This is a genomic window from Bacillus sp. F2HM (assembly GCF_019266135.1).
In the GTDB taxonomy this organism is placed as follows: Bacteria; Bacillota; Bacilli; order Bacillales; family Bacillaceae; genus Bacillus; species Bacillus safensis.
Window position 1 is genome coordinate 246836 of record NZ_LRMO01000011.1, and the last position, 24773, is coordinate 271608.

General features: G+C 42.2%; 21 protein-coding genes and 1 other annotated feature. Of the genes, 19 read left to right on the forward strand and 2 right to left on the reverse strand.

What is annotated here, in order from left to right; genetic code table 11:
* Window positions 1-5: 5 nt before the first annotated feature.
* From dltC to AWT60_RS08240, 3 genes are all read left to right on the forward strand, one after another.
* Window positions 6-242, forward strand: a complete 237-nt coding sequence (gene dltC, locus AWT60_RS08230; protein ID WP_024423191.1) for a D-alanine--poly(phosphoribitol) ligase subunit 2 — start codon at window positions 6-8, stop codon at window positions 240-242.
* Window positions 242-1408: a D-alanyl-lipoteichoic acid biosynthesis protein DltD gene (dltD, locus tag AWT60_RS08235; RefSeq protein ID WP_218677116.1), complete on the forward strand. Its 1167-nt coding sequence runs from the start codon at window positions 242-244 to the stop codon at window positions 1406-1408. Before dltC ends, dltD begins: the two co-directional genes overlap by 1 nt.
* A 95-nt stretch (window positions 1409-1503) precedes the next feature.
* Window positions 1504-1923 carry a YkvA family protein gene (locus AWT60_RS08240; RefSeq protein ID WP_087975693.1) on the forward strand — a complete coding sequence of 140 codons (420 nt, stop codon included), beginning with the start codon at window positions 1504-1506 and terminating at the stop codon, window positions 1921-1923.
* A gap of 32 nt (window positions 1924-1955) precedes the next feature.
* Here AWT60_RS08240 and AWT60_RS08245 read toward each other — a convergent pair whose 3' ends face one another.
* On the reverse strand, window positions 1956-2999 hold the full coding sequence (locus tag AWT60_RS08245) for a lactonase family protein (protein ID WP_034621158.1): 1044 nt from the start codon (window positions 2997-2999) through the stop codon (window positions 1956-1958).
* Between the two features lie 433 nt (window positions 3000-3432).
* Between AWT60_RS08245 and ilvE the strand changes: the two genes are divergently transcribed.
* From ilvE to yihA, 14 genes are all read left to right on the forward strand, one after another.
* On the forward strand, window positions 3433-4347 hold the full coding sequence (gene ilvE / locus AWT60_RS08250) for a branched-chain-amino-acid transaminase (RefSeq protein WP_039180440.1): 915 nt from the start codon (window positions 3433-3435) through the stop codon (window positions 4345-4347).
* 8 nt (window positions 4348-4355) lie between these two features.
* Window positions 4356-4603 (forward strand) — a binding site (T-box leader).
* 122 nt (window positions 4604-4725) lie between these two features.
* The gene (gene ilvB / locus AWT60_RS08255) at window positions 4726-6450 is read left to right on the forward strand and encodes an acetolactate synthase large subunit (protein ID WP_041107118.1); all 1725 of its coding nucleotides are present in this window, start codon (window positions 4726-4728) and stop codon (window positions 6448-6450) included.
* On the forward strand, window positions 6447-6965 hold the full coding sequence (ilvN, locus tag AWT60_RS08260; RefSeq protein WP_041107116.1) for an acetolactate synthase small subunit: 519 nt from the start codon (window positions 6447-6449) through the stop codon (window positions 6963-6965). The genes ilvB and ilvN overlap by 4 nt, the downstream gene beginning before the upstream one ends.
* 18 nt (window positions 6966-6983) lie before the next feature.
* The gene (ilvC, locus tag AWT60_RS08265) at window positions 6984-8012 is read left to right on the forward strand and encodes a ketol-acid reductoisomerase (protein WP_024423187.1); all 1029 of its coding nucleotides are present in this window, start codon (window positions 6984-6986) and stop codon (window positions 8010-8012) included.
* Window positions 7999-9552 (forward strand): 2-isopropylmalate synthase, encoded by a 1554-nt coding sequence (locus tag AWT60_RS08270; RefSeq protein WP_024423186.1) that lies wholly within the window; start codon window positions 7999-8001, stop codon window positions 9550-9552. Before ilvC ends, AWT60_RS08270 begins: the two co-directional genes overlap by 14 nt.
* An 18-nt stretch (window positions 9553-9570) precedes the next feature.
* Complete coding sequence (gene leuB, locus AWT60_RS08275) at window positions 9571-10668, forward strand: 3-isopropylmalate dehydrogenase (protein ID WP_218677117.1); 1098 nt, start codon at window positions 9571-9573, stop codon at window positions 10666-10668.
* Between the two features lie 40 nt (window positions 10669-10708).
* A complete protein-coding gene (leuC, locus tag AWT60_RS08280) occupies window positions 10709-12124 on the forward strand; it encodes a 3-isopropylmalate dehydratase large subunit (RefSeq protein ID WP_076840341.1) in 1416 nt (471 codons plus the stop codon).
* A gap of 13 nt (window positions 12125-12137) precedes the next feature.
* Window positions 12138-12737 (forward strand): 3-isopropylmalate dehydratase small subunit, encoded by a 600-nt coding sequence (leuD, locus tag AWT60_RS08285; RefSeq protein WP_218677118.1) that lies wholly within the window; start codon window positions 12138-12140, stop codon window positions 12735-12737.
* A gap of 125 nt (window positions 12738-12862) precedes the next feature.
* Complete coding sequence (gene ddcA / locus AWT60_RS08290; protein WP_041107110.1) at window positions 12863-13870, forward strand: DNA damage checkpoint antagonist DdcA; 1008 nt, start codon at window positions 12863-12865, stop codon at window positions 13868-13870.
* Between the two features lie 240 nt (window positions 13871-14110).
* Complete coding sequence (tig, locus tag AWT60_RS08295; RefSeq protein ID WP_202738764.1) at window positions 14111-15385, forward strand: trigger factor; 1275 nt, start codon at window positions 14111-14113, stop codon at window positions 15383-15385.
* Window positions 15386-15636: 251 nt separating this feature from the next.
* Window positions 15637-16902 (forward strand): ATP-dependent protease ATP-binding subunit ClpX, encoded by a 1266-nt coding sequence (clpX, locus tag AWT60_RS08300; RefSeq protein WP_024423180.1) that lies wholly within the window; start codon window positions 15637-15639, stop codon window positions 16900-16902.
* 136 nt (window positions 16903-17038) lie between these two features.
* On the forward strand, window positions 17039-18700 hold the full coding sequence (lonB, locus tag AWT60_RS08305) for an ATP-dependent protease LonB (protein ID WP_218677119.1): 1662 nt from the start codon (window positions 17039-17041) through the stop codon (window positions 18698-18700).
* Between the two features lie 171 nt (window positions 18701-18871).
* Window positions 18872-21196: an endopeptidase La gene (gene lon, locus AWT60_RS08310; RefSeq protein ID WP_024423178.1), complete on the forward strand. Its 2325-nt coding sequence runs from the start codon at window positions 18872-18874 to the stop codon at window positions 21194-21196.
* On the forward strand, window positions 21193-21780 hold the full coding sequence (yihA, locus tag AWT60_RS08315; RefSeq protein WP_024423177.1) for a ribosome biogenesis GTP-binding protein YihA/YsxC: 588 nt from the start codon (window positions 21193-21195) through the stop codon (window positions 21778-21780). The genes lon and yihA overlap by 4 nt, the downstream gene beginning before the upstream one ends.
* A gap of 43 nt (window positions 21781-21823) precedes the next feature.
* On the opposite strand, the gene AWT60_RS08320 is transcribed toward yihA, so the two are convergent.
* On the reverse strand, window positions 21824-22309 hold the full coding sequence (locus AWT60_RS08320; RefSeq protein WP_163114876.1) for a hypothetical protein: 486 nt from the start codon (window positions 22307-22309) through the stop codon (window positions 21824-21826).
* A gap of 242 nt (window positions 22310-22551) precedes the next feature.
* Here AWT60_RS08320 and hemA point away from each other — a divergent pair, with 242 nt between their 5' ends.
* Window positions 22552-23919, forward strand: coding sequence for a glutamyl-tRNA reductase (gene hemA / locus AWT60_RS08325; RefSeq protein WP_024427831.1), 1368 nt, complete (start codon window positions 22552-22554; stop codon window positions 23917-23919).
* Between the two features lie 7 nt (window positions 23920-23926).
* Entirely contained in the window at window positions 23927-24757 is an 831-nt protein-coding gene (locus AWT60_RS08330; RefSeq protein WP_024423174.1) for a cytochrome c biogenesis protein, read from the forward strand.
* The last annotated feature ends 16 nt before the right edge of the window (window positions 24758-24773 follow it).

A 24773-nucleotide genomic window follows, 5' to 3' on the forward strand; every position in this document is an offset into this window, starting at 1 on the left:
AAATTATGGAATTTAAAAATCAAGTATACGGTATTATTGCAGAGGTTTGTCAGGATGACGTTGTGAAAGAAAATCCAGAGATTGCGATTTTTGAAGAAGGTCTTCTAGATTCATTTGGTACAGTAGAACTGCTTATGGCAATTGAAAGTCAACTCGGAATCACTGTTCCGATTACAGAATTCGATCGTGATGTGTGGGATACGCCGAATCATATTGCTGAGCAGCTGGCAGAGATGAAGTAATGAAAAAGCGTTTTTTTGGGCCGCTTATTTTAGCGGCTGTTCTATTCATTGGTGTTCTTCTTGTACCAAATGCATGGCTCTCACACCTGATCCCAAAAGACAAATTACAAAAGTCAGCCACAGAATTAGATCCAGGGATGTTCCAAGGGCTCTACTTACAAGATGAAATGCTAAAAGATCCAACTTATTTGCCGATCTATGGATCTTCTGAACTATCACGTTTTGATCCATATCACCCTTCGAATTTCTTTCATGAGAATCCTCAAGGGTTTACACCTTATCTTATTGGAAAAGGTGGATCGCAATCATTAATTCATGCGATGAACTTCGCAGCGCATATGGATGAATTAAAAGGGAAGAAGCTTGTATTTATCGTGTCCCCGCAGTGGTTTGTGAAATGGGGATCTGATGAGAATCACTTTGCACCGAACTATTCAGCGCTTCAAGCGCTTAATCTCGCCTATAATAAAGAAATTGATCCAACTGTGAAAAAAGAACTGATTAAAAGAATCATGAAGTTTAAAGCAGTCAAAAACGACATGGTGATTACAGAGCTTTTTAAAGCAGAGCTATCTGGGAACAAGTTCGCTTATGGCGCGATTTCTCCTATTGCGAAAATGTATTATGGCATGCTTCAAAAGAAAGACATGTACTATACGATTGGATCGGGGCATGAGCGCAAGCTTCAACCGTCTCCTTCAGTCAAAGGAAAAACATGGGCTGAGCTTGAAAAAGAAGCGAGCATTTTTGGTGCGAAAAGAGCAGGGAACAACCCGTTTTATATTAACCAAAAACTGTTTGACCACAAGCTGAAACCGATCATGAAAAAGATGAAGGATTCCCGTGAAGGTCATTCTTATGCGGAATCACCAGAATACAAAGATTTTCAAATCATGCTGGATATTTTAAAACAGGCAGGGGCGAAGCCTTTGTTTGTGACGATTCCTGTCAACGGAAAGTGGTATGATTACACCGGTTTTCCGAAAGAAGGCCGTACAGGTTATTATGAAAAAATCAATCGTCAAATTCGAGATAATGGGTATGAAGTCGCAGATTTGACTAAGCATGAGTACGATCCATATTTCTTTAAAGATACGATTCATGTGTCTTATAAAGGATGGGTGTACATCGATAAGGCAATTGAAAAGTTTTACAAAGAGCAGTAGAATGCAGCAGCTTTCTGCTGCTTTTTGTTTGTCGAATCAGCGGATATCTTGTATAACTGAGGGAAAAGGGCTATGCTGTAGATGGAGGCGATATGATGAATCGTTCTGAGAAAAAAGAACTATTAAAGCGTTCGAAGAAGCATTTTAATGATCATGCCTTTTGGGAAAAGCTAAAAAAGACGGCCCAAAAAGCTGGTGTCTCTCTTGTCTATGCTGTGCTATTACTTTACTATACATTGCAAAAACCCGAAGTGCCGGTCAAAGCAAAGACCTTGATTATTGGAGCACTCGGCTACTTTATCCTTCCACTTGATCTCATTCCGGATACATTGGTTGGTGTCGGCTATACAGATGATTTAGGAGCCATTACATTTGCTTTGCTTCAAGTAGCAATGTACATTGATGATGATGTGAAAGGGAAAGCAAAAGAAAGGCTGTCAAAATGGTTCGGCGAAAAAACCGATACGTCTTTGATTGATCAAAAGCTTGAGGATGGCGGTATGCCGTCTGTATAAAGAAAAGCCTCCGTTATTGGAGGCTTTTTTCTTTACCCTAAAAATTTCACGCAAACTGGATGAGGGACGGTAATGTCTGATTGTAAGACAGTAAGTCGTCCTGTTTCTTTGTCGCGTTTGTATAACACGAGATTGCTAGATTCTTGGTTTGAACCGACGAGGAATTCTTCTGTTGGATCAAGCACAAAATCTCTAGGCCAGTTACCTTCAGAAGAAGCAATCTCGACAAGACTTAATTGACCGTCAGCGTCTGTTTTAAAAATCGCAATGCTGTCATGACCGCGATTTCCTGCATAAACAAATTGTCCGTCTGAAGAGACATGAATGGCACTGCCTTGATTGTTCTCTGTAAAATCGCTTGGAATGGTCGCGATTGTTTGGATCTCTTCAAAATGACCATCTTCAAAGTAACGAAGCACAATGACCTCGGAGCTTAGTTCTGTCATTACATATGCCACAGGTTTCGTTGGGTGGAATGTGATATGACGAGGTCCGCTGCCTGGCTTTGTTTCAAATGTATGAGCAAGCTCAAGTTTGCCGTCTTCTTTCTTATACGTATAAATTCCATCTGTTCCAAGGTCAACAGCCACTGCAAATTGTTCATCTGGCGTGAGACCCATAAAGTGAGTGTGCGGTTTTTCCTGACGATCTTCGTTAGGGCCAGTTCCTTCATGCTGCGCCTGTGAGAGCGTGCGGATCACTGAGCCATTTTCAGCATCGATTTCATACATCTCTGCTGTCCCTTTATGATAATTCGCTGTATACGCTGTTTTCGTTTGACTGTCCACGCTGACGTGGCAAGGAGAAGCTCCATCGGCAAGCTCTTGGTTGATGAAGTGAAGTCTGCCTGTTGTTGAATCAATTTGATACGCAGCAAGGCCGCCCTGTGATCCTTTTTTCACAACAGCATAAACAAACTTTTGATCCTCTGACACGGTTAAATATGTAGGATTTTCAAGTTCAGCAGCGACTTCTACTTGCTCAATCTGCTGCTTGTCCGTATTTAATGTAAACGTATAAACGCCTTTACTGTCTCCCTTAGTATACGTACCGATATAACCTCTGATGTTAGCCATGTATTGCCCTCCTTCTATTAGATGCTCTCATTCTATCATAAATTCATAGGAAAACGCTTTAGAAAGGCATGCCAAAAGAAAAAACAAAGTCAATGAAATCTCACAATATTCATCAAAAATGTTGTGAAAAAATATCACAAAAGTTTTCTCAAAAGAAAACCGTTCATGTAAAGTAAATAAATTGAAGAAAAAATACAAAAAATTTTAAGTTTTTTCATTCCTTGTCTAGCAAAGGTGTAAGCGTATACATTTAATTTTGATTAGTCTAAATTGTCTAATAATTTTAAAAATGCTGTTGACACTGTATGGAAAGCGGCGTAAGATGGGTTCAACAAAAGCTAAACAAACACGCAGTGCAAGCGAGAGACACTTCAATATAAAGTGTCTGAAAATTCAACTACTTTTTGTTTGAAAGAGAGGGTGCTCACTGAAAATGGAAGACCAAAAGGAACAGTGGATCTTTTTAAACGATGAACTCGTGAAAAAAGAGGATGCGAAAATTTCAGTTTACGATCATGGCTTCTTATATGGCGACGGTGTTTTCGAAGGGATTCGCGTGTATAACGGAAATATCTTTCGAATGAAAGAACATTTAGACCGCCTGTATGATTCCGCTAGATCCATTATGCTGAACATTCCATATTCACTTGAGGAACTCACGGAAAAAATGATTCATACAGTTGAAAGGAACGGCTTAAAGGACGCCTATATCCGCCTTGTCGTCTCAAGAGGAGCAGGTGATCTTGGATTAGATCCTAACAACTGCGGGAGAGCCAATACAGTGATCATTGTAGAGCCGCTGGCCATTTTTCCAAAGCACCTATATGAAACGGGTATTGATATTGTGACGGTTCCAACAAGACGAAATCGTCCAGATGTCCTTAGCCCAAAAGTGAAATCATTAAACTATTTGAATAACATTCTTGTCCGAATCGAAGCCCATATGGCCGGTGTGAGTGAAGCGCTGATGCTCAACGATCAAGGGTACGTGGCGGAAGGTTCTGCAGACAACGTGTTTATTTATAAAAAAGGCAAGCTTTATACACCGCCAGGTTATATCGGCGCACTTGAAGGCATTACAAGAAATGCCATCATGGAGATTGCAGAAGACTTAGGCTACGAAGTGAAAGAAGAACCATTCACAAGACATGATGTGTATACAGCTGAAGAAGTATTTCTAACAGGAACCGCAGCCGAAGTCATCGCCGTTGTAAAAGTTGACGGCCGTACAATCGGTGAAGGAAAACCTGGGTTCCACACAAACAAACTTCTTGAACAATTCCGCAAGCGAGTAGTTGAAGAAGGAGAAAAAGTCGTTTTTACAGATGAAAACATTCATGCAAGTTAAATAGATATCGATAAACGTTGAAGAGGACTAGTAGCTTTAGAGTCAGTATCTACAGAGAGCCGGTGCTAGCTGGAAACCGGTGTTACTTTCTAAAGTGAACTCACCTCTGAGTGTCTGCTTGAAATGATAGTAGGGCAGACCGAGTGACATTGCTCACTCGTTACCAAAATGGACGAAAGATGTCCATGAGACGGCAGCAGGATATGCCGTGAACAAGGGTGGTACCGCGAAAAAACAAAGCTTTTTCGCCCCTTTGACCTAGTGAAAAGTAGTGTCATTGTGGGGTGAGAAGGCTTTTTTATATGGTCTCATATCTCTATCTTGAATAGAAAAGGGTGAAAGGACTTGACTGAAGCAAGACAAAGAGGAGGAAATCAAATGGGGACAAATGTACAAATGGAGACGGAAAAATCAAAAGCGCCACAAACGATGAACGGTGCACTCATGTTAATTGAAGCACTCAAAAGAGAAAAAGTAGAAGTCATTTTCGGCTATCCAGGCGGAGCAGTTTTACCAATCTACGATAAAATTTACGATTCTGGTTTATTTCATGTCCTGCCAAGACATGAGCAGGGAGCGATTCACGCAGCAGAAGGATACGCAAGAGTATCTGGTAAACCAGGTGTTGTCATTGCAACATCAGGGCCGGGAGCGACAAACCTTGTGACAGGGATTGCAGATGCAATGATTGATTCACTTCCCCTTGTTGTATTCACAGGGCAGGTGGCAACGTCAGTCATTGGATCGGATGCTTTCCAAGAAGCTGATGTACTCGGCATCACAATGCCAATTACAAAGCACAGCTACCAAGTAAGAAATCCAGAGGAATTACCGGGTGTCATTAAAGAGGCATTCCATATCGCAACAACAGGCAGACCTGGTCCAGTTTTGATTGATATTCCAAAAGATGTCGCAGGCATTGAAGGAACGTTTGAATATGATCAGCCAATTGATTTACCTGGTTATCAGCCAAAAGTAGAGCCGAACTATTTGCAAATTCGCAAATTGGTAGAAGCTGTCAGCAGAGCGAAAAAACCAGTCATTCTAGCAGGAGCCGGCGTACTTCATGGCAAAGCATCTGAAGAATTAAGACAGTATGTAGAGCAGCAGCAAATCCCAGTCGCTCATACACTGCTTGGACTTGGCGGATTCCCGGCAAAGCATCCTCTTTTCCTAGGGATGGCCGGTATGCATGGCACATATGCAGCGAACATGGCTCTTCATCAATGTGACCTGCTCATTTCAATCGGAGCAAGATTTGATGACAGGGTAACAGGCAACCTTAATCATTTTGCGAAACATGCGAAGGTGGCTCATATTGACATCGACCCAGCGGAAATCGGCAAGAACATTCATACCCATATCCCGGTTGTTGGAGACAGTAAGCTCGTTCTTAAAGAGCTGATCAAGCAGGACGGGAAGCAAGGGGAATCAGACGAATGGAAAAATCAATTAGATCAGTGGAAGGAAGAATATCCACTCTGGTACGTTGAAAACGAAGCAGAAGGCTTTAAGCCTCAAAAGCTGATTGAATACATTCATCAATTCACAAAAGGTGAAGCCATTGTCGCAACTGATGTCGGACAGCATCAAATGTGGGCGGCACAGTTCTATCCATTTGAAAATGCAGATAAGTGGGTCACATCTGGAGGTCTTGGCACAATGGGCTTTGGATTACCAGCAGCCATCGGCGCTCAGCTGGCTGATCAAGAGGCAACTGTTGTGGCAATTTTAGGAGACGGAGGTTTCCAAATGACCCTGCAAGAACTTGCCGTTATCCGTGAGCTGAACCTTCCAGTCAAAGTGATTGTACTCAATAATCACAGCCTTGGAATGGTAAGACAATGGCAAGAAATTTTCTACGAAGAACGCTACTCACATTCTAAATTTTCAGAGCAGCCAGACTTCGTCAAATTATCTGAAGCTTATGGCATTAAAGGAATCAGAATCTCATCAGACGAAGAGGCGAAAGAAAAGCTTGAAGAAGCCTTAACCTCTAGAGAGCCTGTTTTCATCGATGTCAATGTAGCGAGAGATGAAAAAGTATTCCCGATGGTAGCACCGGGGAAAGGACTTCATGAGATGGTGGGGGTGAAACCTTGAAAAGAATTATTGTGTTGACTGTATTAAATCGATCAGGCGTACTGAACAGAATCACAGGCCTCTTTACTAAAAGACACTACAACATTGAAAGCATTACGGTCGGCCATTCTGAGATTCAAGATGTATCACGCATCACGTTCGTCGTCCATGTAGACCAGGAGAAAGACATCGAGCAGCTGACAAAACAGCTGAACAAACAAATCGATGTTCTGAAGGTAACAGACATTACAAACCAATCAATCGTTCAGCGAGAGCTGGCTTTGATAAAAGTCGTATCTGCACCAGCATCTAGAATGGAGATCACGGGGGTCATTGAACCGTTTAGAGCTTCTATTGTAGATGTGAGCAGAGAGAGTGTCGTCATTCAGGTGACAGGTGAGTCTTCAAAAATTGAAGCACTCATTGAATTACTTAAGCCATACGGCATTAAAGAAGTCGCCAGAACTGGCACTACGGCCTTTGCGAGAGATAATCAGCAAAAGCTGCAAACAAATAAAACAATTTCAATTGTCTAAACAAAAGGAGAGAGTCAAATGGTAAAAGTATATTATAACGGTGATATTCAAGAAAACGTATTAAATGGTCAAAAGGTAGCAATCATTGGTTACGGTTCACAAGGTCATGCACATGCATTGAACTTAAAAGAAAGCGGCGTAGATGTGATCGTCGGCGTAAGAAAAGGTGGATCTTATACAAAAGCACAAGAAGACGGCCATCAAGTATTCACAGTAAAAGAAGCAGCAGCACAAGCAGACGTCGTGATGGTACTACTTCCAGATGAGCAGCAAAAGAAAGTATATGATGAAGAAATCAAAGATCAATTAGAAGCTGGCAACTCACTTGTATTCGCACACGGATTCAACGTTCACTTTCATCAAATTGTTCCTCCAAGTGACGTAGACGTGTATCTTGTAGCTCCAAAAGGTCCAGGACATCTTGTGAGAAGAACATATGAGCAAGGCGCTGGTGTACCTGCCCTATTTGCTATCTATCAAGACGTATCTGGCCAAGCAAAAGACAAAGCACTTGCTTATGCGAAAGCGATCGGCGGAGCAAGAGCGGGCGTTCTTGAAACAACATTTAAAGAAGAAACAGAAACGGATCTTTTTGGTGAGCAGGCAGTTCTTTGTGGAGGTCTTACTTCACTAGTAAAAGCAGGATTCGAAACGTTAACAGAAGCTGGTTATCAGCCAGAGCTCGCATACTTCGAGTGTCTGCATGAACTAAAATTGATCGTTGACCTTATGTATGAAGAAGGATTAGAAGGCATGAGATATTCAATCTCTGATACAGCACAATGGGGTGACTTCGTATCAGGACCACGTGTTGTGGATGCAAAAGTAAAAGAATCAATGAAAGCTGTTTTGACTGATATCCAAAACGGTACATTTGCAAAAGAATGGATTGTTGAAAACCAAGTGAATCGTCCACGTTTCAATGCGATCAATGCAAATGAAAATGAGCACCAAATTGAAATCGTTGGTAGAAAGCTTCGTGAAATGATGCCTTTCGTTAAACAAGGAAAGAAAAAGGAAGCGGTGAGCGTCGGTGCGGAAAATTAATTTTTTTGACACAACACTTCGAGATGGAGAGCAATCACCAGGAGTGAACTTAAATGCACAAGAAAAGCTAATCATTGCAAAGCAGCTTGAGCGCCTTGGGGTTAATATCATCGAAGCGGGTTTTCCCGCTTCATCCCGAGGGGATTTCTTAGGCGTACAAGAAATTGCAAGAACGATTAAAAACTGTTCTGTTGCTGGTCTTGCACGATGTGTGAAAGGTGACATTGATGCTGCATGGGAAGCATTAAAAGATGGAGTGGAGCCAAGGCTTCATGTCTTTATTGCCACTTCTGACATTCACCTGAAGCATAAACTAAAGAAAACACGTGAAGAAGTCGTAGAACAGGCAGTCGCAATGGTGAAATATGCGAAAGAACGTTTTCCAGTTGTCCAATGGTCAGCAGAAGATGCGTGCCGTACAGATCTTGCTTTCTTGGCAGAAATTGTAGAAAAGGTCATTGACGCTGGGGCGAGTGTCATTAACTTGCCAGATACAGTTGGATACCTAGCGCCAAAAGAGTACGGTAATATTTTTAAATATATGAAGGAACACGTTCCGAATATCGACCGCGTCAACTTGTCCGCTCACTGTCACGATGATCTAGGAATGGCTGTGGCAAACTCACTTGCTGCCATTGAAAATGGAGCAGATCAAATTGAAACGGCTGTCAACGGAATTGGCGAGCGCGCTGGAAATGCCGCGTTAGAAGAAATTGCAGTAGCTCTTCATATTCGAAAAGATTTTTACCAGGTGGAATCAACGATTCAATTGAATGAAATTAAGCGTACAAGTGATGTAGTGAGCAAATACTCAGGAATGATTGTGCCGCGTAATAAAGCAGTCGTTGGAAACAACGCATTTGCACATGAATCAGGTATTCACCAAGATGGTTTCCTCAAAGAAAAAACAACCTATGAAATTATTTCTCCAGAGCTTGTCGGCGTGACAACAGATGTGCTTGTCCTTGGAAAACACTCCGGAAGACACGCGTTTAAAGACCGCATGAAAACACTAGGCTTTAAACTAACGGAAGACGAAATCAATAAATTCTTTGAGACTTTCAAGAACTTGACAGAGAAGAAGAAAGAAATTACAGATGATGACTTGATCTCTATTATATTAGAAGAAAAAGTAGCAGACCGAAAAATCGGCTACGAATTTGAAAGTCTTCAAGTACACTATGGAACAGAACAAATGCCAACAGCAACAGTTTCTCTGAAAAATCAAGAAACACAGGAAGTCATTCAAGAAGCAGCTACAGGTGCAGGCAGTGTAGAGGCTGTGTACAACACGCTTGAGCGCTGTATGGAAGAAAGAATTCATTTGCTGGACTACCGCATTCAATCAAATGGAAAAGGCAGAGATGCACTAGCAGAAGTATATGTCACTGTTTCAATAGAAGGAAAAGAAACAGCAGGACGCGGTGTAGCGCAAGATGTGCTTGAAGCATCGGCGAAAGCTTACGTCAATGCAGTAAACAGGCATTTAATCTTCAAATCAAATCTGATTGAAATTGAGAAACATCACGCGATCTCATAGGAAAGGAGGAAGGTTCTCATGAAAAAGAAAATTGCACTTTTGCCCGGCGATGGAATCGGACCGGAAGTCGTGACATCTGCAGTCGCTATCCTTCAAGAGACGGCGGCTCAATTTAGGCACGAATTCGAATTTGAAACTGCGCTTATTGGCGGTATCGCAATAGATGAAAAAAACAACCCGCTTCCAAAGGAAACAGTAGATGTATGCAAAAACGCTGATGCGATTTTATTAGGAGCAGTCGGCGGACCAAAGTGGGATCAAAACCCGCCAGAGCTCCGTCCAGAAAAAGGCCTGCTCGCCATTCGTAAACAGCTGGACTTATTTGCCAACATTCGCCCTGTAAAGGTGTTCGATAGCTTAAGCGAGGCATCTCCGTTAAAACAGGATCACATTAACGGAGTTGATTTCGTCATCGTTCGTGAATTAACAGGTGGTCTCTATTTTGGTGAACCAAGCGAACGCTATACGGATGATGAAGGAAAAGAAGCTGCCGTTGACACGCTCCTTTATACAAAGGAAGAAATTGTCCGCGTATTAAAAGAAGCGTTCGACATGGCCTTAACAAGACGGAAAAAAGTGACGTCTGTGGATAAAGCGAATGTTCTTGCTTCTAGTAAACTATGGCGGGATGCAGTAGAAGAAGTTGCTGCTCAATATCCAGAAGTTGAATTTGAGCATATGCTCGTCGACAATGCTGCCATGCAGCTGATTTACAAGCCCGCTCAATTTGATGTCATTGTGACGGAGAATATGTTCGGTGATATTTTAAGTGACGAAGCTTCTATGATTACTGGATCACTCGGCATGCTGCCATCTGCTAGTTTATCAAGCACAGGCCTTCATTTATATGAGCCAATTCATGGTTCAGCACCCGATATTGCGGGGCAAAACGTTGCAAACCCTCTGGCAACCATTTTATCAGCAGCAAGCTTGCTTAGAACTTCCTTTGCATTAGAAGACGAAGCGGCTGCAATAGAAGAAGCTGTGGAAACTGTTCTTGCCTCTGGCAAACGAACAAAAGATTTAGCAGCAAAAGAGGGAACATATCAAACGACTAAAGAAATCACTAATGCAGTTGTAGACGCACTCAAGCAGCGCGTGCAAACCATTGTATAAATAGAATCTTGTGGAATTAGATAGAGGGAGGAAAAGGGTTATGCCTCGAACAATCATCGAAAAAATATGGGATCAGCATGTAGTCAAAAGCGGCGAGGGGAAACCAGACCTTTTATATATTGATCTGCACTTGGTGCATGAAGTGACATCACCTCAAGCATTTGAAGGATTAAGACAAAAAGGGCGCAAGGTGAGAAGACCTCAAAACACGTTTGCGACGATGGATCACAACATCCCAACTGTGAATCGATTTGTGATCAAAGATGAGATTGCTAAAAAGCAAGTGAGTGCTTTAGAGCGCAACTGTGCGGAATTTGGCGTTCGTCTTGCTGACCTTCACAGTGTCGACCAAGGAATCGTCCATGTCGTTGGACCTGAGCTTGGATTGACACTTCCGGGGAAAACAATCGTTTGTGGAGATAGTCATACATCAACTCACGGCGCGTTTGGCGCACTTGCCTTTGGGATCGGTACAAGTGAGGTTGAACATGTACTTTCTACACAAACACTTTGGCAGCAACGTCCGAAAACGCTAGAAATTAGAGTAGACGGAAAGCTTCAAAAAGGGGTAACCGCCAAAGATGTCATTTTAGCCGTCATTGGTGCACACGGCGTGAAGTTCGGCTCAGGTTATGTGATTGAATACACTGGGGAAGTATTCAGAAACATGACGATGGATGAGCGGATGACCGTTTGTAATATGTCAATTGAAGCAGGCGCAAGAGCAGGATTGATTGCACCTGATGAAGTCACCTTCGAATATTGCCGCGGCCGCAAATATGCACCGCAGGGCGAAGACTTCGAAGCAGCTATTAAAGAATGGGAAGAACTTAAAACAGATCCAGGTGCAACCTACGATAAAACCATTGTATTAGATGGAAATCAGATTTCACCAATGGTTACGTGGGGAATTAACCCAGGAATGGTACTCCCTGTGGATGCATCGATCCCAGGACCTGAGGACTTTGCACAAGAAGATGATCAAAAAGAAGCGATTCGTGCTTACGAATACATGGGTGTCCATCCGCATCAGCGTATAGAAGATATTACGATTGAGCATGTCTTTATCGGCTCATGTACGAACTCAAGAATGACTGATTTACGCCAAGCCGCTTCTATGATTGAAGGACAAAAAGTAGCAGATCATGTCAGAGCGATTGTGGTGCCTGGCTCTCAAAGTGTCAAATTGCAAGCAGAAAAAGAAGGTCTTCATGAAATCTTCCTTGAAGCAGGATTTGAATGGAGAGAATCAGGCTGCAGTATGTGCCTTAGTATGAATAACGATGTGGTACCGGAGGGCGAACGCTGCGCGTCCACATCAAACCGTAACTTTGAAGGGCGTCAAGGGAAGGGTGCGAGAACGCATCTTGTCAGCCCGGCAATGGCTGCAATGGCTGCGATACATGGCCGATTTGTCGATGTCAGGAAGTTTAATCAAGAGAAAACAGTCGTGTAAGGAGTTGTCATAGATGGAGCCTTTAGTCACTCATAAAGGAAAAGCCGCTGTGCTTAACCGAATCAATGTAGATACAGATCAAATTATTCCGAAGCAATTTTTAAAAAGAATCGAACGAACAGGATATGGCCGCTTTGCCTTTTTCGACTGGCGTTATTTAGCCGATGGCAGCCCAAATCCAGATTTCGAACTGAATCAGCCAATCTATGAAGGAGCATCCATTTTGATCGCAGGGGAGAACTTTGGCTGCGGATCATCTAGGGAACATGCTCCTTGGGCGCTTGATGATTATGGCTTTAAAATTGTCATCGCACCATCATTCGCAGATATATTTCATCAAAACTGCTTTAAAAATGGGATGCTTCCGATTCGCCTTGATTATGATGTGTGGAAAACCTTCGCTGCGTCATATGAGAACAAAGGGTATGAGATGACGATTGATCTTGAAAAACAGCAGATAGAAGATCACGAAGGGAATATCACCCCTTTTCAAGTCGACCCTCACTGGAGAGAAATGCTCCTAAATGGTTATGATGAGATTTCATTAACATTACTTCTAGAAGATGACATTCAAGCATTTGAAGAAAAGCGCAGCAGCTGGCTGCGCGCTTAAGCAACGAGAAGCTGTCCGCCCGAGGTGTGACGGCTTCTTTTTTGCATGAAAACCTCTCGTTACTTGTGTTTACTAATCTTCGTTGGTAAACTGATAAAAAATATGCGCCCGAAAGGAACGTAAGCATGAAGCATGACAAGAAGAAAGATAATGTCATTTTGTTTCCTGGTCTGAAAGAAAGACTGATTGAAAAAGGAATGGCAGCATTGAAAGATAAACAGTATCAAGAGGCGCTTCACTTGTTTTCAGAAGCTAAATCGTACGATGACGATGAAGAATCCGATATTCACCTCGGAATGGCCATTTGTTTTCTGGAGCTGGGTGAGCTGCAGGATGCAAAGCGTGTTTGTGAAAAAATGCTGCATGAAGGATATGGCCACTATTTCACTGTGCTCCAAGTGTATATGACGATCCTCATTCAGCTGAAAGAATATGAAGAAGTCAAACAGACGATTGAGGCCGTGCTTGAGGAAAACCACCTTCCGGCAGAAAGTGCGGAGCATTTTTACAAGCTGCTCGAATTTAGCAGAAAAATGATTGAATCACCTGAAGAGATTTTAGATGAAGATGAGGACGCCGGAAGTGAGGTCAACATAGATGATATGCTGAAGCGGCCGGAAGAACAGGTCCAGTTCATCCATTCATTGAAAGACCGGAATATTACACCGCACATGGGTCTATTAAATACCATCTTACAAAACCCTGATGGGAACCCTTTGGTCAAATCAATGATCCTGCAGCTTCTGGCAGATCATGATGTGGCAAAGCCGGTTCATGTGACAAAATTCGGTGATTCATTAACACTTATTCCTTCTGAGGCAGTAAAGCCAGAGCAGATGCCGCTTCTTCAGCAAGTCCTTCGTATGCTTGATGACACGCTTGGCAATGAGAATCCGACCCTTTACCAAGGCGTGGAAGAGTTATGGCGCCGGCACTTATTTGTACTGTATCCATTTCTTCCTAAATACACAGATCCGAGTCTTTGGGCAGCGGCACTTCATAAAGTCGGCTATGAAATGCATGGGATTGAGATTGAACTCGAAGAATTGCATCTATTGTATGAATTTAACGAACGAGAGCTGAGAGAAGCTTGCACAATGCTGAAAGATATTGAAGAAATTTCTTATTTGTAATTTGTCGATTTAGTTGAAAGACGGACTTGTTATGTTATAATATAATGGTTGTATTTGTGCATATATAGTGCAGTTGTCAGATTCCAACGGTTGAAAGACGATATCTATAATCAAGTCAAATGTTGTATACATAATGCAAGCTTCTTAGCGGAGTGCGTGGTTTTTGATTGGACGAAGTCTTTATGATGCTTTAGAATGGAGCAACGCACAATCTGAATAGATTTTTGGAGGGAAACACACATGTCAGTAAAATGGGAAAAACAAGAAGGTAACGAAGGCGTTCTAACTGTAGAAGTTGACGCTGAAACATTTAACAAAGCACTTGATGATGCATTTAAGAAAGTGGTTAAGCAAGTATCGATCCCTGGATTCCGTAAAGGGAAAGTACCACGTGGTCTTTTCGAGCAGCGTTTTGGTGTAGAATCTCTTTATCAAGATGCATTAGATATTCTTCTTCCGGTTGAATATCCAAAAGCAATCGACGAAGCTGGTATCGAGCCAGTTGACCGCCCTGAAATCGATGTTGAGAAAATCGAAAAAGGCGAAAACTTAATCTTCACTGCAAAAGTAACAGTGAAGCCTGAAGTAAAACTTGGTGACTACAAAGGTCTTAACGTAGAAAAAGACGACACAGCTGTCACTGATGAAGATGTACAAGAAGAGCTAAAAGGCATGCAAAACCGTCAAGCTGAGCTTGTTGTCAAAGAAGAAGGCGCAATCGAAAACGGCGATACAGTTGTTCTTGATTTCGAAGGATTCGTTGATGGAGAAGCATTCGAAGGCGGAAAAGCTGAGAACTACTCTCTTGAAGTAGGTTCTGGTTCATTCATCCCTGGTTTCGAAGAGCAATTAGTTGGTCTTGAAGCTGGCGCTGAAAAAGACGTAGAAGTTACATTCCCAGAAGAATACCATGCTGAAGACCTTGCAGGTAAACCAGCTGTATTCAAAGTGAAAATTCATGAAATCAAAGCAAAAGAACTTCCAGCACTTGACGATGAGTTCGCTAAAGATGTTGATGAAGAAGTAGAAACGCTTGCTGAGTTAACTGAAAAAACGAAGAAACGTCTTGAAGAAGCAAAAGAAAACGAAGCAGAAGGAAAACTTCGTGAAGAGCTAGTTGCGAAAGCTTCTGAAAATGCGGAAGTTGACATCCCACAAGCGATGGTTGACACTGAGCTAGACCGCATGATGAAAGAATTCGAACAACGTCTTCAAATGCAAGGAATGAACCTTGAGCTTTACTTCCAATTCTCTGGACAAGATGAAGATGCGCTGAAAGAGCAAATGAAAGAAGATGCTGCTAAACGCGTAAAATCTAACCTAACACTTGAAGCAATTGCTGCTGCAGAAAACTTACAAGTGTCTGACGAAGAAGTGGAAGAAGAACTTTCAAAAATGGCTGAAGCATACAACATGCCACTTGAAAATATCAAACAAGCGATCGGATCTACTGAAGCAATGAAAGAAGATCTAAAAGTTCGTAAAGCAATTGATTTTCTTGTAGAAAACCGTTAATATGGTGCATAATAATAAAACAGGGCGCGAGTGACTCGTGCCTTGTTTTGTACAATTTTTGACTTATCATCGCTTCTTTTGGAAACGATAGTGTAAGTCGCATCTTTCTGTCATACATATCTCAATGTGCAGTGTTAGAAACACATCGTTACCGTCTTTTAGGAAAGTATGGTAAAATGCATACATACTGGACCCAGAAAGGTAGCTGACTGTTAGCTACAGGCAAGTGAAGAAGAATAAGGGGTGAAAGAATGTTTAAATTCAACGAGGAAAAAGGTCAATTAAAATGCTCGTTTTGCGGAAAAACGCAAGATCAAGTGCGTAAACTGGTCGCAGGACCTGGCGTATATATATGTGATGAATGTATCGAGCTTTGCACGGAAATAGTTGAAGAAGAGCTCGGCACAGAGGAAGAAGTTGAATTCAAGGATGTTCCGAAGCCTCATGAAATTCGGGAGATTCTTGATGAATATGTCATCGGACAAGACAATGCGAAGAAATCCTTAGCTGTAGCGGTGTATAACCACTACAAACGGATCAATTCCAACAGCAAGATTGATGATGTTGAGCTTTCGAAAAGTAATATTTCTATGATTGGACCAACAGGAAGCGGTAAAACATTACTTGCTCAAACACTTGCTCGTATTTTAAATGTTCCATTTGCGATCGCAGATGCAACATCATTAACTGAAGCAGGTTATGTTGGTGAAGACGTAGAGAATATTTTACTAAAGCTGATTCAGGCAGCGGATTATGATGTAGAAAAAGCGGAAAAAGGCATTATCTACATCGATGAGATCGATAAAGTAGCAAGAAAATCAGAAAACCCTTCTATCACTCGCGATGTATCTGGGGAAGGTGTCCAGCAAGCCCTTTTGAAAATTCTTGAAGGAACAGTCGCTAGTGTACCGCCTCAAGGTGGACGTAAGCATCCGCATCAAGAATTCATTCAAATTGATACGACGAACATCCTCTTCATTTGTGGAGGAGCCTTTGACGGGATTGAGCAAATCATCAAACGCCGCTTAGGTCAAAAAGTAATTGGATTCGGTGCGGAAAATAAAGTCGAAGATCTTGAAAAAGAAGTCCTTCTATCAAAAGTACTGCCAGAAGACTTGCTTCGCTTCGGTTTAATTCCAGAATTCATCGGCCGCCTGCCGGTTATTGCAAGCCTAGAGCCGTTAGATGAAAAAGCACTTGTAGAAATCTTGACGAAGCCTAAAAATGCGCTTGTTAAGCAATATACAAAAATGCTTGAGCTTGACGATGTAGAGCTTGAATTTGAAGAAGATGCTCTTAGCGAAATTGCGAAAAAGGCAATTGAGCGTAAAACAGGGGCTCGTGGTCTTCGCTCAATCATTGAAGGCATCATGCTTGATGTCATGTTTGACCTTCCATCTCGTGATGATATTGAAAAATGTGTCATCACTGGTGCAACGGTTGCTGACGGTGAGCCGCCGCGTCTTGTGTTAAAGGATGGCACAGTCGTCAACAAAGATACTAAAACATCTGCATAAGAGAAGTCTCACTCCTGAATCATTTTGATTCAGGAGTTTTTTATTTATCACAGAAGACGTGTTTATTCCGTCCAGCTCTAGGAAATACTAGCAGACAGAAACCAATACATACGATAGATGAAGGAGGGAGCACCGATTGAGCTGGACAGGAATCGTATTATTTATACAGCTGTTCTTTGGTATCGTCATCGGGCTGTACTTTTGGAACTTACTGCGAAACCAGCGCACACAAAAGGTGACGATAGACAAAGAATCAAAGAAAGAAATGGAAGCACTCAGAAAGATGCGGTCAATCAAGCTGAGTGAGCCTTTATCAGAGAGAGTCCGGCCAAAGGGATTTCAAGATATTGTAGGGCAGGAAGACGGCATTCGTGCTCTAAAAGCAGCGCTGTGCGGACCGAATCCTCAGCATGTCATTGTCTACGGACCACCGGGGGTTGGAAAAACAGCCGCTGCCCGTCTTGTCATGGAAGAAGCGAAACGTCATGCTGATTCACCGTTTAAGAAAGATGCGGTATTTGTGGAGCTCGATGCCACAACCGCAAGATTCGATGAACGAGGCATCGCCGACCCGCTCATTGGTTCCGTGCATGACCCGATTTACCAAGGGGCGGGAGCTATGGGACAGGCAGGCATTCCGCAGCCAAAACAAGGAGCCGTTACGCATGCGCATGGCGGGGTTCTGTTTATCGATGAAATTGGGGAACTGCATCCGATTCAAATGAACAAAATGCTGAAAGTCCTTGAAGATCGGAAAGTATTTTTAGACAGTGCCTACTACAGCGAGGAAAACACCCAAATTCCGAATCACATTCATGACATTTTTCAAAATGGGCTTCCGGCTGATTTTCGATTGATTGGTGCCACGACAAGAACACCTGGAGAAATTCCACCAGCGATTCGATCGAGGTGTTTGGAAATTTTCTTTAAGGACCTTGACCAGCATGAACTGAAAATTGTTGCTGCTAAGGCTGTCAAGAAAATCCAAAAGGAATTATGTGATGAAGGGCTGAACCTGTTAACCTCTTATGTGAAAAATGGCCGTGAAGCAGTCAATATGGTGCAGATTGCCGCTGGAATGGCCGTCACGGAAAACAGAAAAGACATCACGATCGCCGATGTCGAGTGGGTCATTCACTCAAGCCAGCTGACACCAAGATATGAACAAAAAGTACCGGAAAAGCCAAAAGTCGGTGTAGTGAATGGTCTGGCAGTCTACGGACCAAACAGCGGTGCCTTGCTCGAGATTGAAGTGAATATATGTAAGGCACTCGAAAAAGGAAGTATCAACATTACAGGCATTGCAGAAGAAGAAAGTATTGGCAGTCAGTCTAAATCTATTCGACGAAAAAGTATGGCAAAAGGATCTGTTGAAAATGTATTAACAGTGCTGAGAAACTTGGGCATACGGACAAATGAATATGACATCCATATTAATTTTCCAGGCGGTGCCCCTATTGATGGACCGTCTGCTGGGATTGCCATGGCGGCGGCGATTTTCTCTGCCATTCATCAAATCCCGATTGATCATCTGACAGCGATGACAGGTGAAATCGGATTGCAGGGTCAGGTGAAGCCGATCGGCGGTGTGATACCGAAGATTAAGGCGGCGAAACAAGCTGGTGCCACAACCGTGATTATTCCTTATGACAACCAGCAGTCGATCTTAAAAGAGATTGAAGGCGTCACCATTGTGCCTGTGAAGCACTTCCAAGAGGTGCTGGATCAGTGTTTGGTCAACCCGCCAGACGAGAAGAAAGATGGACTAGAAGAGGAAATGAAAAGAAAATCTGTTTAATCCCCATCACATATGGGGATTTTTTAGTGAAATAGATCTTTTTTTCTTTTTCAAGATAAAAAGAAAGGGTATACTACGGTAAGATCATCATTTCTCAAGTCTTTTACATTGTACAAGACTGAAACAGGTATATTATAATGATTCATACTAGTGACGGAGGTGTCAATCAACATGGCAGATGAAATCAAAAAGAATGTTCCGCTCCTCCCATTGCGAGGCTTGCTTGTTTATCCAACAATGGTCTTGCATTTGGACGTTGGACGCGAGAAGTCTGTTCAAGCATTAGAACAGGCGATGATGAACGATCATATGATTTTTCTAGCAACACAGCGGGAAATTTCAATAGATGAACCAGGTGAAGAGGAAATTTTCAAAGTCGGCACCTATACAAAAATCAAACAAATGCTGAAGCTGCCGAATGGAACGATTCGTGTACTCGTTGAAGGCTTAAATCGAGCGCAGATCGAGTCATACGTGGAGCTGGAGGACTATACGTCCGTCGATATTAAAGAATTGGCAGAAGAAGAGTTAAAGGACGCAGAAGCAGAAGCACTCATGCGCACTTTGTTAGATCACTTTGATCAGTACATAAAAATTTCAAAAAAAATCTCAGCTGAAACATATGCAACGGTGACGGATATTGAGGAACCGGGGAGAATGGCAGATATCGTCGCTTCTCACCTGCCGCTTAAATTAAAGGACAAACAAGAAGTACTGGAAACAGTGGATGTCAAAAAACGTCTGAATCGTGTCATCAGCTTAATCCACAATGAAAAAGAAGTGCTTGAAATTGAAAAGAAAATTGGACAGCGCGTCAAACGTTCAATGGAACGAACGCAAAAAGAATATTATTTGCGTGAACAAATGAAAGCCATTCAAAAGGAGCTTGGAGACAAGGAAGGGAAAACAGGCGAAGTCAGTTCATTAATGTCTAAAATCGAAGAGTCCAGCATGCCTGAGTCTGTTCGTGAAACGGCGTTAAAAGAATTGAACCGTTATGAAAAAATTCCTTCAAGCTCTGCGGAGAGCTCTGTCATTCGAAATTATATTGATTGGCTGATCAATCTTCCATGGGGCATCTATACAGAAGATCGTCTAGATTTAAAGCTTGCAAGTGAAATTTTAGATGATGAGCATCATGGGCTGGAAAAAGTCAAAGAACGTGTGCTTGAATACCTTGCTGTACAGAAGCTGACCAATTCATTAAAAGGGCCGATTCTTTGCTTAGCAGGACCTCCCGGGGTAGGGAAAACGTCACTTGCCAAATCGATTGCTAAATCACTTGACCGAAAGTTTATCCGTATCTCTCTTGGCGGGGTGCGTGATGAATCTGAGATTCGTGGACATAGAAGAACTTATGTAGGGGCGATGCCAGGCCGTATCATTCGCGGGATGAGTAAGGCAGGCACAATGAATCCGGTGTTTCTTTTAGATGAAATCGATAAGATGTCCTCTGATTTTAGAGGTGATCCGTCTTCTGCGATGCTTGAAGTGCTGGACCCTGAGCAAAATCACAACTTTAGCGATCACTATATTGAAGAGACATTTGATTTATCGCAGGTGTTATTTATTGCTACTGCCAACAATTTAGCAACCATTCCGGGTCCACTTCGTGATAGAATGGAGATTATCACGATTGCAGGGTATACAGAGGTTGAAAAAGCAGAGATTGTGAAAGATCATCTTCTGCCGAAGCAGCTAAAGGAGCACGGATTAAAAAAAGGGAACTTGCAGCTTCGTGAAGCAGCGATTTATGATATGATTCGCTATTACACAAGAGAAGCAGGAGTTCGTGGATTAGAGCGTCAGCTTGCGGCCATTTGCCGAAAAGCGGCAAGAGCGATTGTGGCTGAAGACCGCAAACGCATCACAGTGACGGAAAAGAACTTATCTGAATTTCTCGGAAAAAGACTTTACCGTTATGGTCAGGCTGAAACGACAGACCAAGTCGGGGTTGTCACAGGACTTGCGTATACGACAGTTGGAGGAGACACCTTATCAATTGAGGTATCACTTTCTCCTGGTAAAGGCAAGCTCTTGTTAACAGGTAAGCTTGGCGATGTCATGAGAGAATCTGCACAGGCGGCATTCAGTTATATTCGTTCCAAAGCAGATGAACTGAACATTGATCCTAATTTTAATGAAAAGCACGATATTCATATCCATGTTCCAGAGGGTGCGGTTCCAAAGGACGGGCCATCAGCTGGTATCACCATTGCGACGGCTCTTGTATCAGCACTCACAGGACGTCCTGTGTCAAAAGAGGTTGGTATGACAGGAGAGATAACGTTAAGAGGAAGAGTGCTTCCGATTGGCGGACTAAAAGAAAAAGCATTAGGCGCACATCGTGCAGGATTGAAAACCATTATTCTTCCAAAGGACAATGAAAAGGATATTGATGATATTCCTGAAAGTGTGAGAGAAGGACTAACCTTTATTCCGGTCTCACATTTAGATGAGGTGCTTGAGAAAGCGTTGGTAGGAGAGGGAAGATGAAAGTAACAAAATCAGATATCGTCATTAGTGCGGTGAAACCAGAGCAGTACCCAAGCGGCGGACTGCCTGAAATCGCGCTTGCTGGACGATCAAATGTTGGAAAGTCCTCGTTCATCAACTCATTGATTAATCGTAAAAATTTAGCGCGTACGTCTTCTAAACCAGGAAAGACCCAAACGCTTAATTTCTACATTATTAATGATATGCTCCATTTTGTGGATGTTCCGGGCTACGGCTTTGCCAAAGTATCAAAAACAGAGCGCGAGGCCTGGGGTAGAATGATCGAAACGTATATTACAATGCGTGAAGAATTAAAAGCAGTCGTCCAAATTGTGGACCTGCGCCACAAGCCATCAGTAGATGATGTGAACATGTATGAATTCCTTAAATATTACGGAGTTCCCGTGATCGTCATCGCAACAAAAGCGGATAAAATTCCAAAAGGCAAATGGGAAAAACATGCGAAAGTCGTCAAACAGACGCTCGACATTGACCCATCAGATGAACTCATCTTATTCTCTTCTGAAACAAAAAAAGGAAAAGATGAAGCTTGGAATGCGATCCTTGCGAAAGTAAACGGCTAAAAAAAGCATCTGCGATGAGCAGATGCCTTTTTTATTGTATAAGTTATTTCCTTTTTAAAAATAATAAGAGGAGACTGACAGCAATCAGTACATAAGGCCAGTACAACTCAAAGCTGGAAACAGGGATCGAAAGGGAACTTAGCTGTTTTGTAATTTGCTGAAAGAAATAAAGGAACAAACCGAGTGCGATCAGCACAACACTTTCAATGCGATATTCTTTTTTCTGAGATGATTTCACAAAGAGTGCAAGTCCTACGATGAACACAATCATTGTAAATGTGTCTGGCCAATGGTCCAATTTAGGCTGAAGAATAAAGTGTAGCGAAAGGCCTGTCATGAGCATACCGATAAACACATGAGCGTTTTCTTGCTCCTTTTTTCCTTGATATAAAAAAGCGAGGCCAAAAAGCAGTAAAAGTGTATACCATTTCTCTTGATCCTTCCAAATGTCAAATTGACCTCCTGAGAGAATGGCATATAGCGCTACAGCCAGTAAAGTGAGCGGCAGCAAAATGGATTTCTTCTTCAAAGATGTCACCTTCTTTTAAGCAGATCATTTGTCCGCACGCGCCAAATCTGGTAAATTGCTTGAAGTGATGATATGGCATAATTGGTGTCGAACATTTTTCTACTATATCACAACTTTTTTGAAATCTGTTCACAATTTTTATCCAGTTAAAAATGAATATATGTTATAATCATTATAAATAATAAATTCTATATTGTAATTATTATAAATTAGACAGGGCGTTGGGGGTGCAAGCTGAAGTTATGCATATTCTTGTTGTGGGTTTAGATTATAAAACAGCCCCTGTTGAGATACGGGAACAGCTGAGCTTTGAACCGAGTGAGCTCGGAACAGCGATGTCCAAGCTTAAAGAAGAAAAAAGCATTCTAGAGAATATCGTCATCTCAACATGTAATCGAACAGAGATCTACGCAGTAGTAGATCAGCTTCATACTGGACGGTTTTATATAAAAAGATTTTTAGCCGATTGGTTCGGTTTAGAAAAGGAAGATGTCTCTCCATATTTGAAGTTTTATGAAAACGATGGAGCGGTTGAGCATTTATTCCGTGTGGCCTGTGGACTTGATTCCATGGTCATTGGTGAAACGCAAATACTCGGTCAAGTACGTTCCAGCTTTAAAGTAGCTCAAGAGGAGAAGACCATTGGTACCGTTTTCAATTATTTATTTAAACAGGCGGTAACCGTTGCAAAACGCTCTCATGCGGAAACGGATATTGCGTCTAATGCCGTGTCTGTCAGCTATGCAGCTGTTGAGCTTGCCAAAAAAATCTTTGGACGTCTTTCTGATAAGCATGTCCTGATTCTTGGTGCGGGCAAAATGGGCGAACTGGCGGCTCAAAACCTTCAAGGTCAAGGAATTGGCCAAGTAACGGTCATCAACCGAACGTTTGAGAAGGCAAAGGAATTGGCGGGTCGTTTTTCAGGAGAGCCTAAGAGCTTAAACCAATTAGAAAAAACATTATCCGAAGCGGACATTTTAATCAGCTCAACGGGAGCGAAACAATTTGTCATTACAAAAGAAATGGTCGAAAGTGCGAATAAAAAGCGGAAGGGCAGACCTCTATTTATGGTGGATATTGCTGTACCTCGTGATTTAGATCCAGCCATTTCTGAAGTAGAAGGTGCTTTTTTGTATGACATTGATGACCTTGAAGGCATCGTGGCTGCCAACTTAAAAGAGCGCCGTGCAGTAGCTGAGCAGGTTGAGCTCCTGATTGAAGCAGAAATTGTGGAATTTAAGCAATGGCTGAATACGTTAGGTGTTGTTCCGGTGATTTCTGCACTTAGAGAAAAGGCACTCACGATTCAAGCCGATACGATGCAGAGTATTGAGCGGAAGCTTCCAAACCTCACAAATCGTGAAATGAAGCTGTTAAATAAACATACGAAAAGCATCATCAACCAAATGTTGAAAGATCCTATCTTAAAGGCAAAAGAAATTGCCGCGGAGCCGAATGCAGAGGAAAAGCTTTTACTCTTTAAAGAAATCTTTGATTTACAGGTTGAAGATGAAGAGCAAAAGGTCGAGCCAATGCAGGTGGAGCAAGGATCATTTCAGCTGTTCAAACCAAATATGGCACAAGGCTTTGCTACAGTTGCCAGTGAGTGATTAAGCGATGATGGAATCCATTGTAGCGAGACTCAATGAAGCGACGATCTTAATCTATGCACTAAGTGTCTTGTTCTATTTCATAGATTTTCTTCAACACAACCGGAAGGCTGGAAAAATGGCTTTCTGGTTGCTTTCTATTGTCTGGCTGCTGCAAACAGTCTACATGTTCTATATTATGATGGAAACAGACCGATTCCCTGTGTTGAATGTAGCAGAGGGGTTATATTTTTATACGTGGGTGCTTGTGACACTGTCTCTTGTGCTCACAAAGGTATTGCGCGTTGAATTTATTGTCTTTTTTACAAATGTGATCGGTTTTTCCATGATGGCGATTCACACCTTTACACCATCTGACCTCCATTCAGCAGAACTGACGGGGAAGCTGACGAGTGAACTGCTCGTGATTCATATTACGATGGCGATTTTATCCTACGGTGCCTTTTCACTTTCATTTGCGTTTTCACTGCTTTATCTCTTTCAATATCGTTTACTGAAAAAGAAAAAATGGGGAAAATGGCTTCTGAGAATTGAAGACTTATCAAAGCTCGATCATATGGCGTACGTATTAAACATTATTGGTGTGCCTATGCTCTTGCTTAGTTTAATTCTTGGCATCATTTGGGCATATATTTCGTATGATACGTTGTACTGGACAGATGCAAAGGTGCTTGGTTCGTTTATTATGCTGTTTTTATACGGCTTTTACTTATATATCAGATTGGTGAGAAATATGCAGGGCAAAATCGTGGCACTATGGAATGTCGCTTCATTTCTTGTGCTGATGATTAATTATTTTCTGCTTGGTAGCTTATCAACCTTTCATTGGTTTCAATAATGATGAGTCTTAAAGG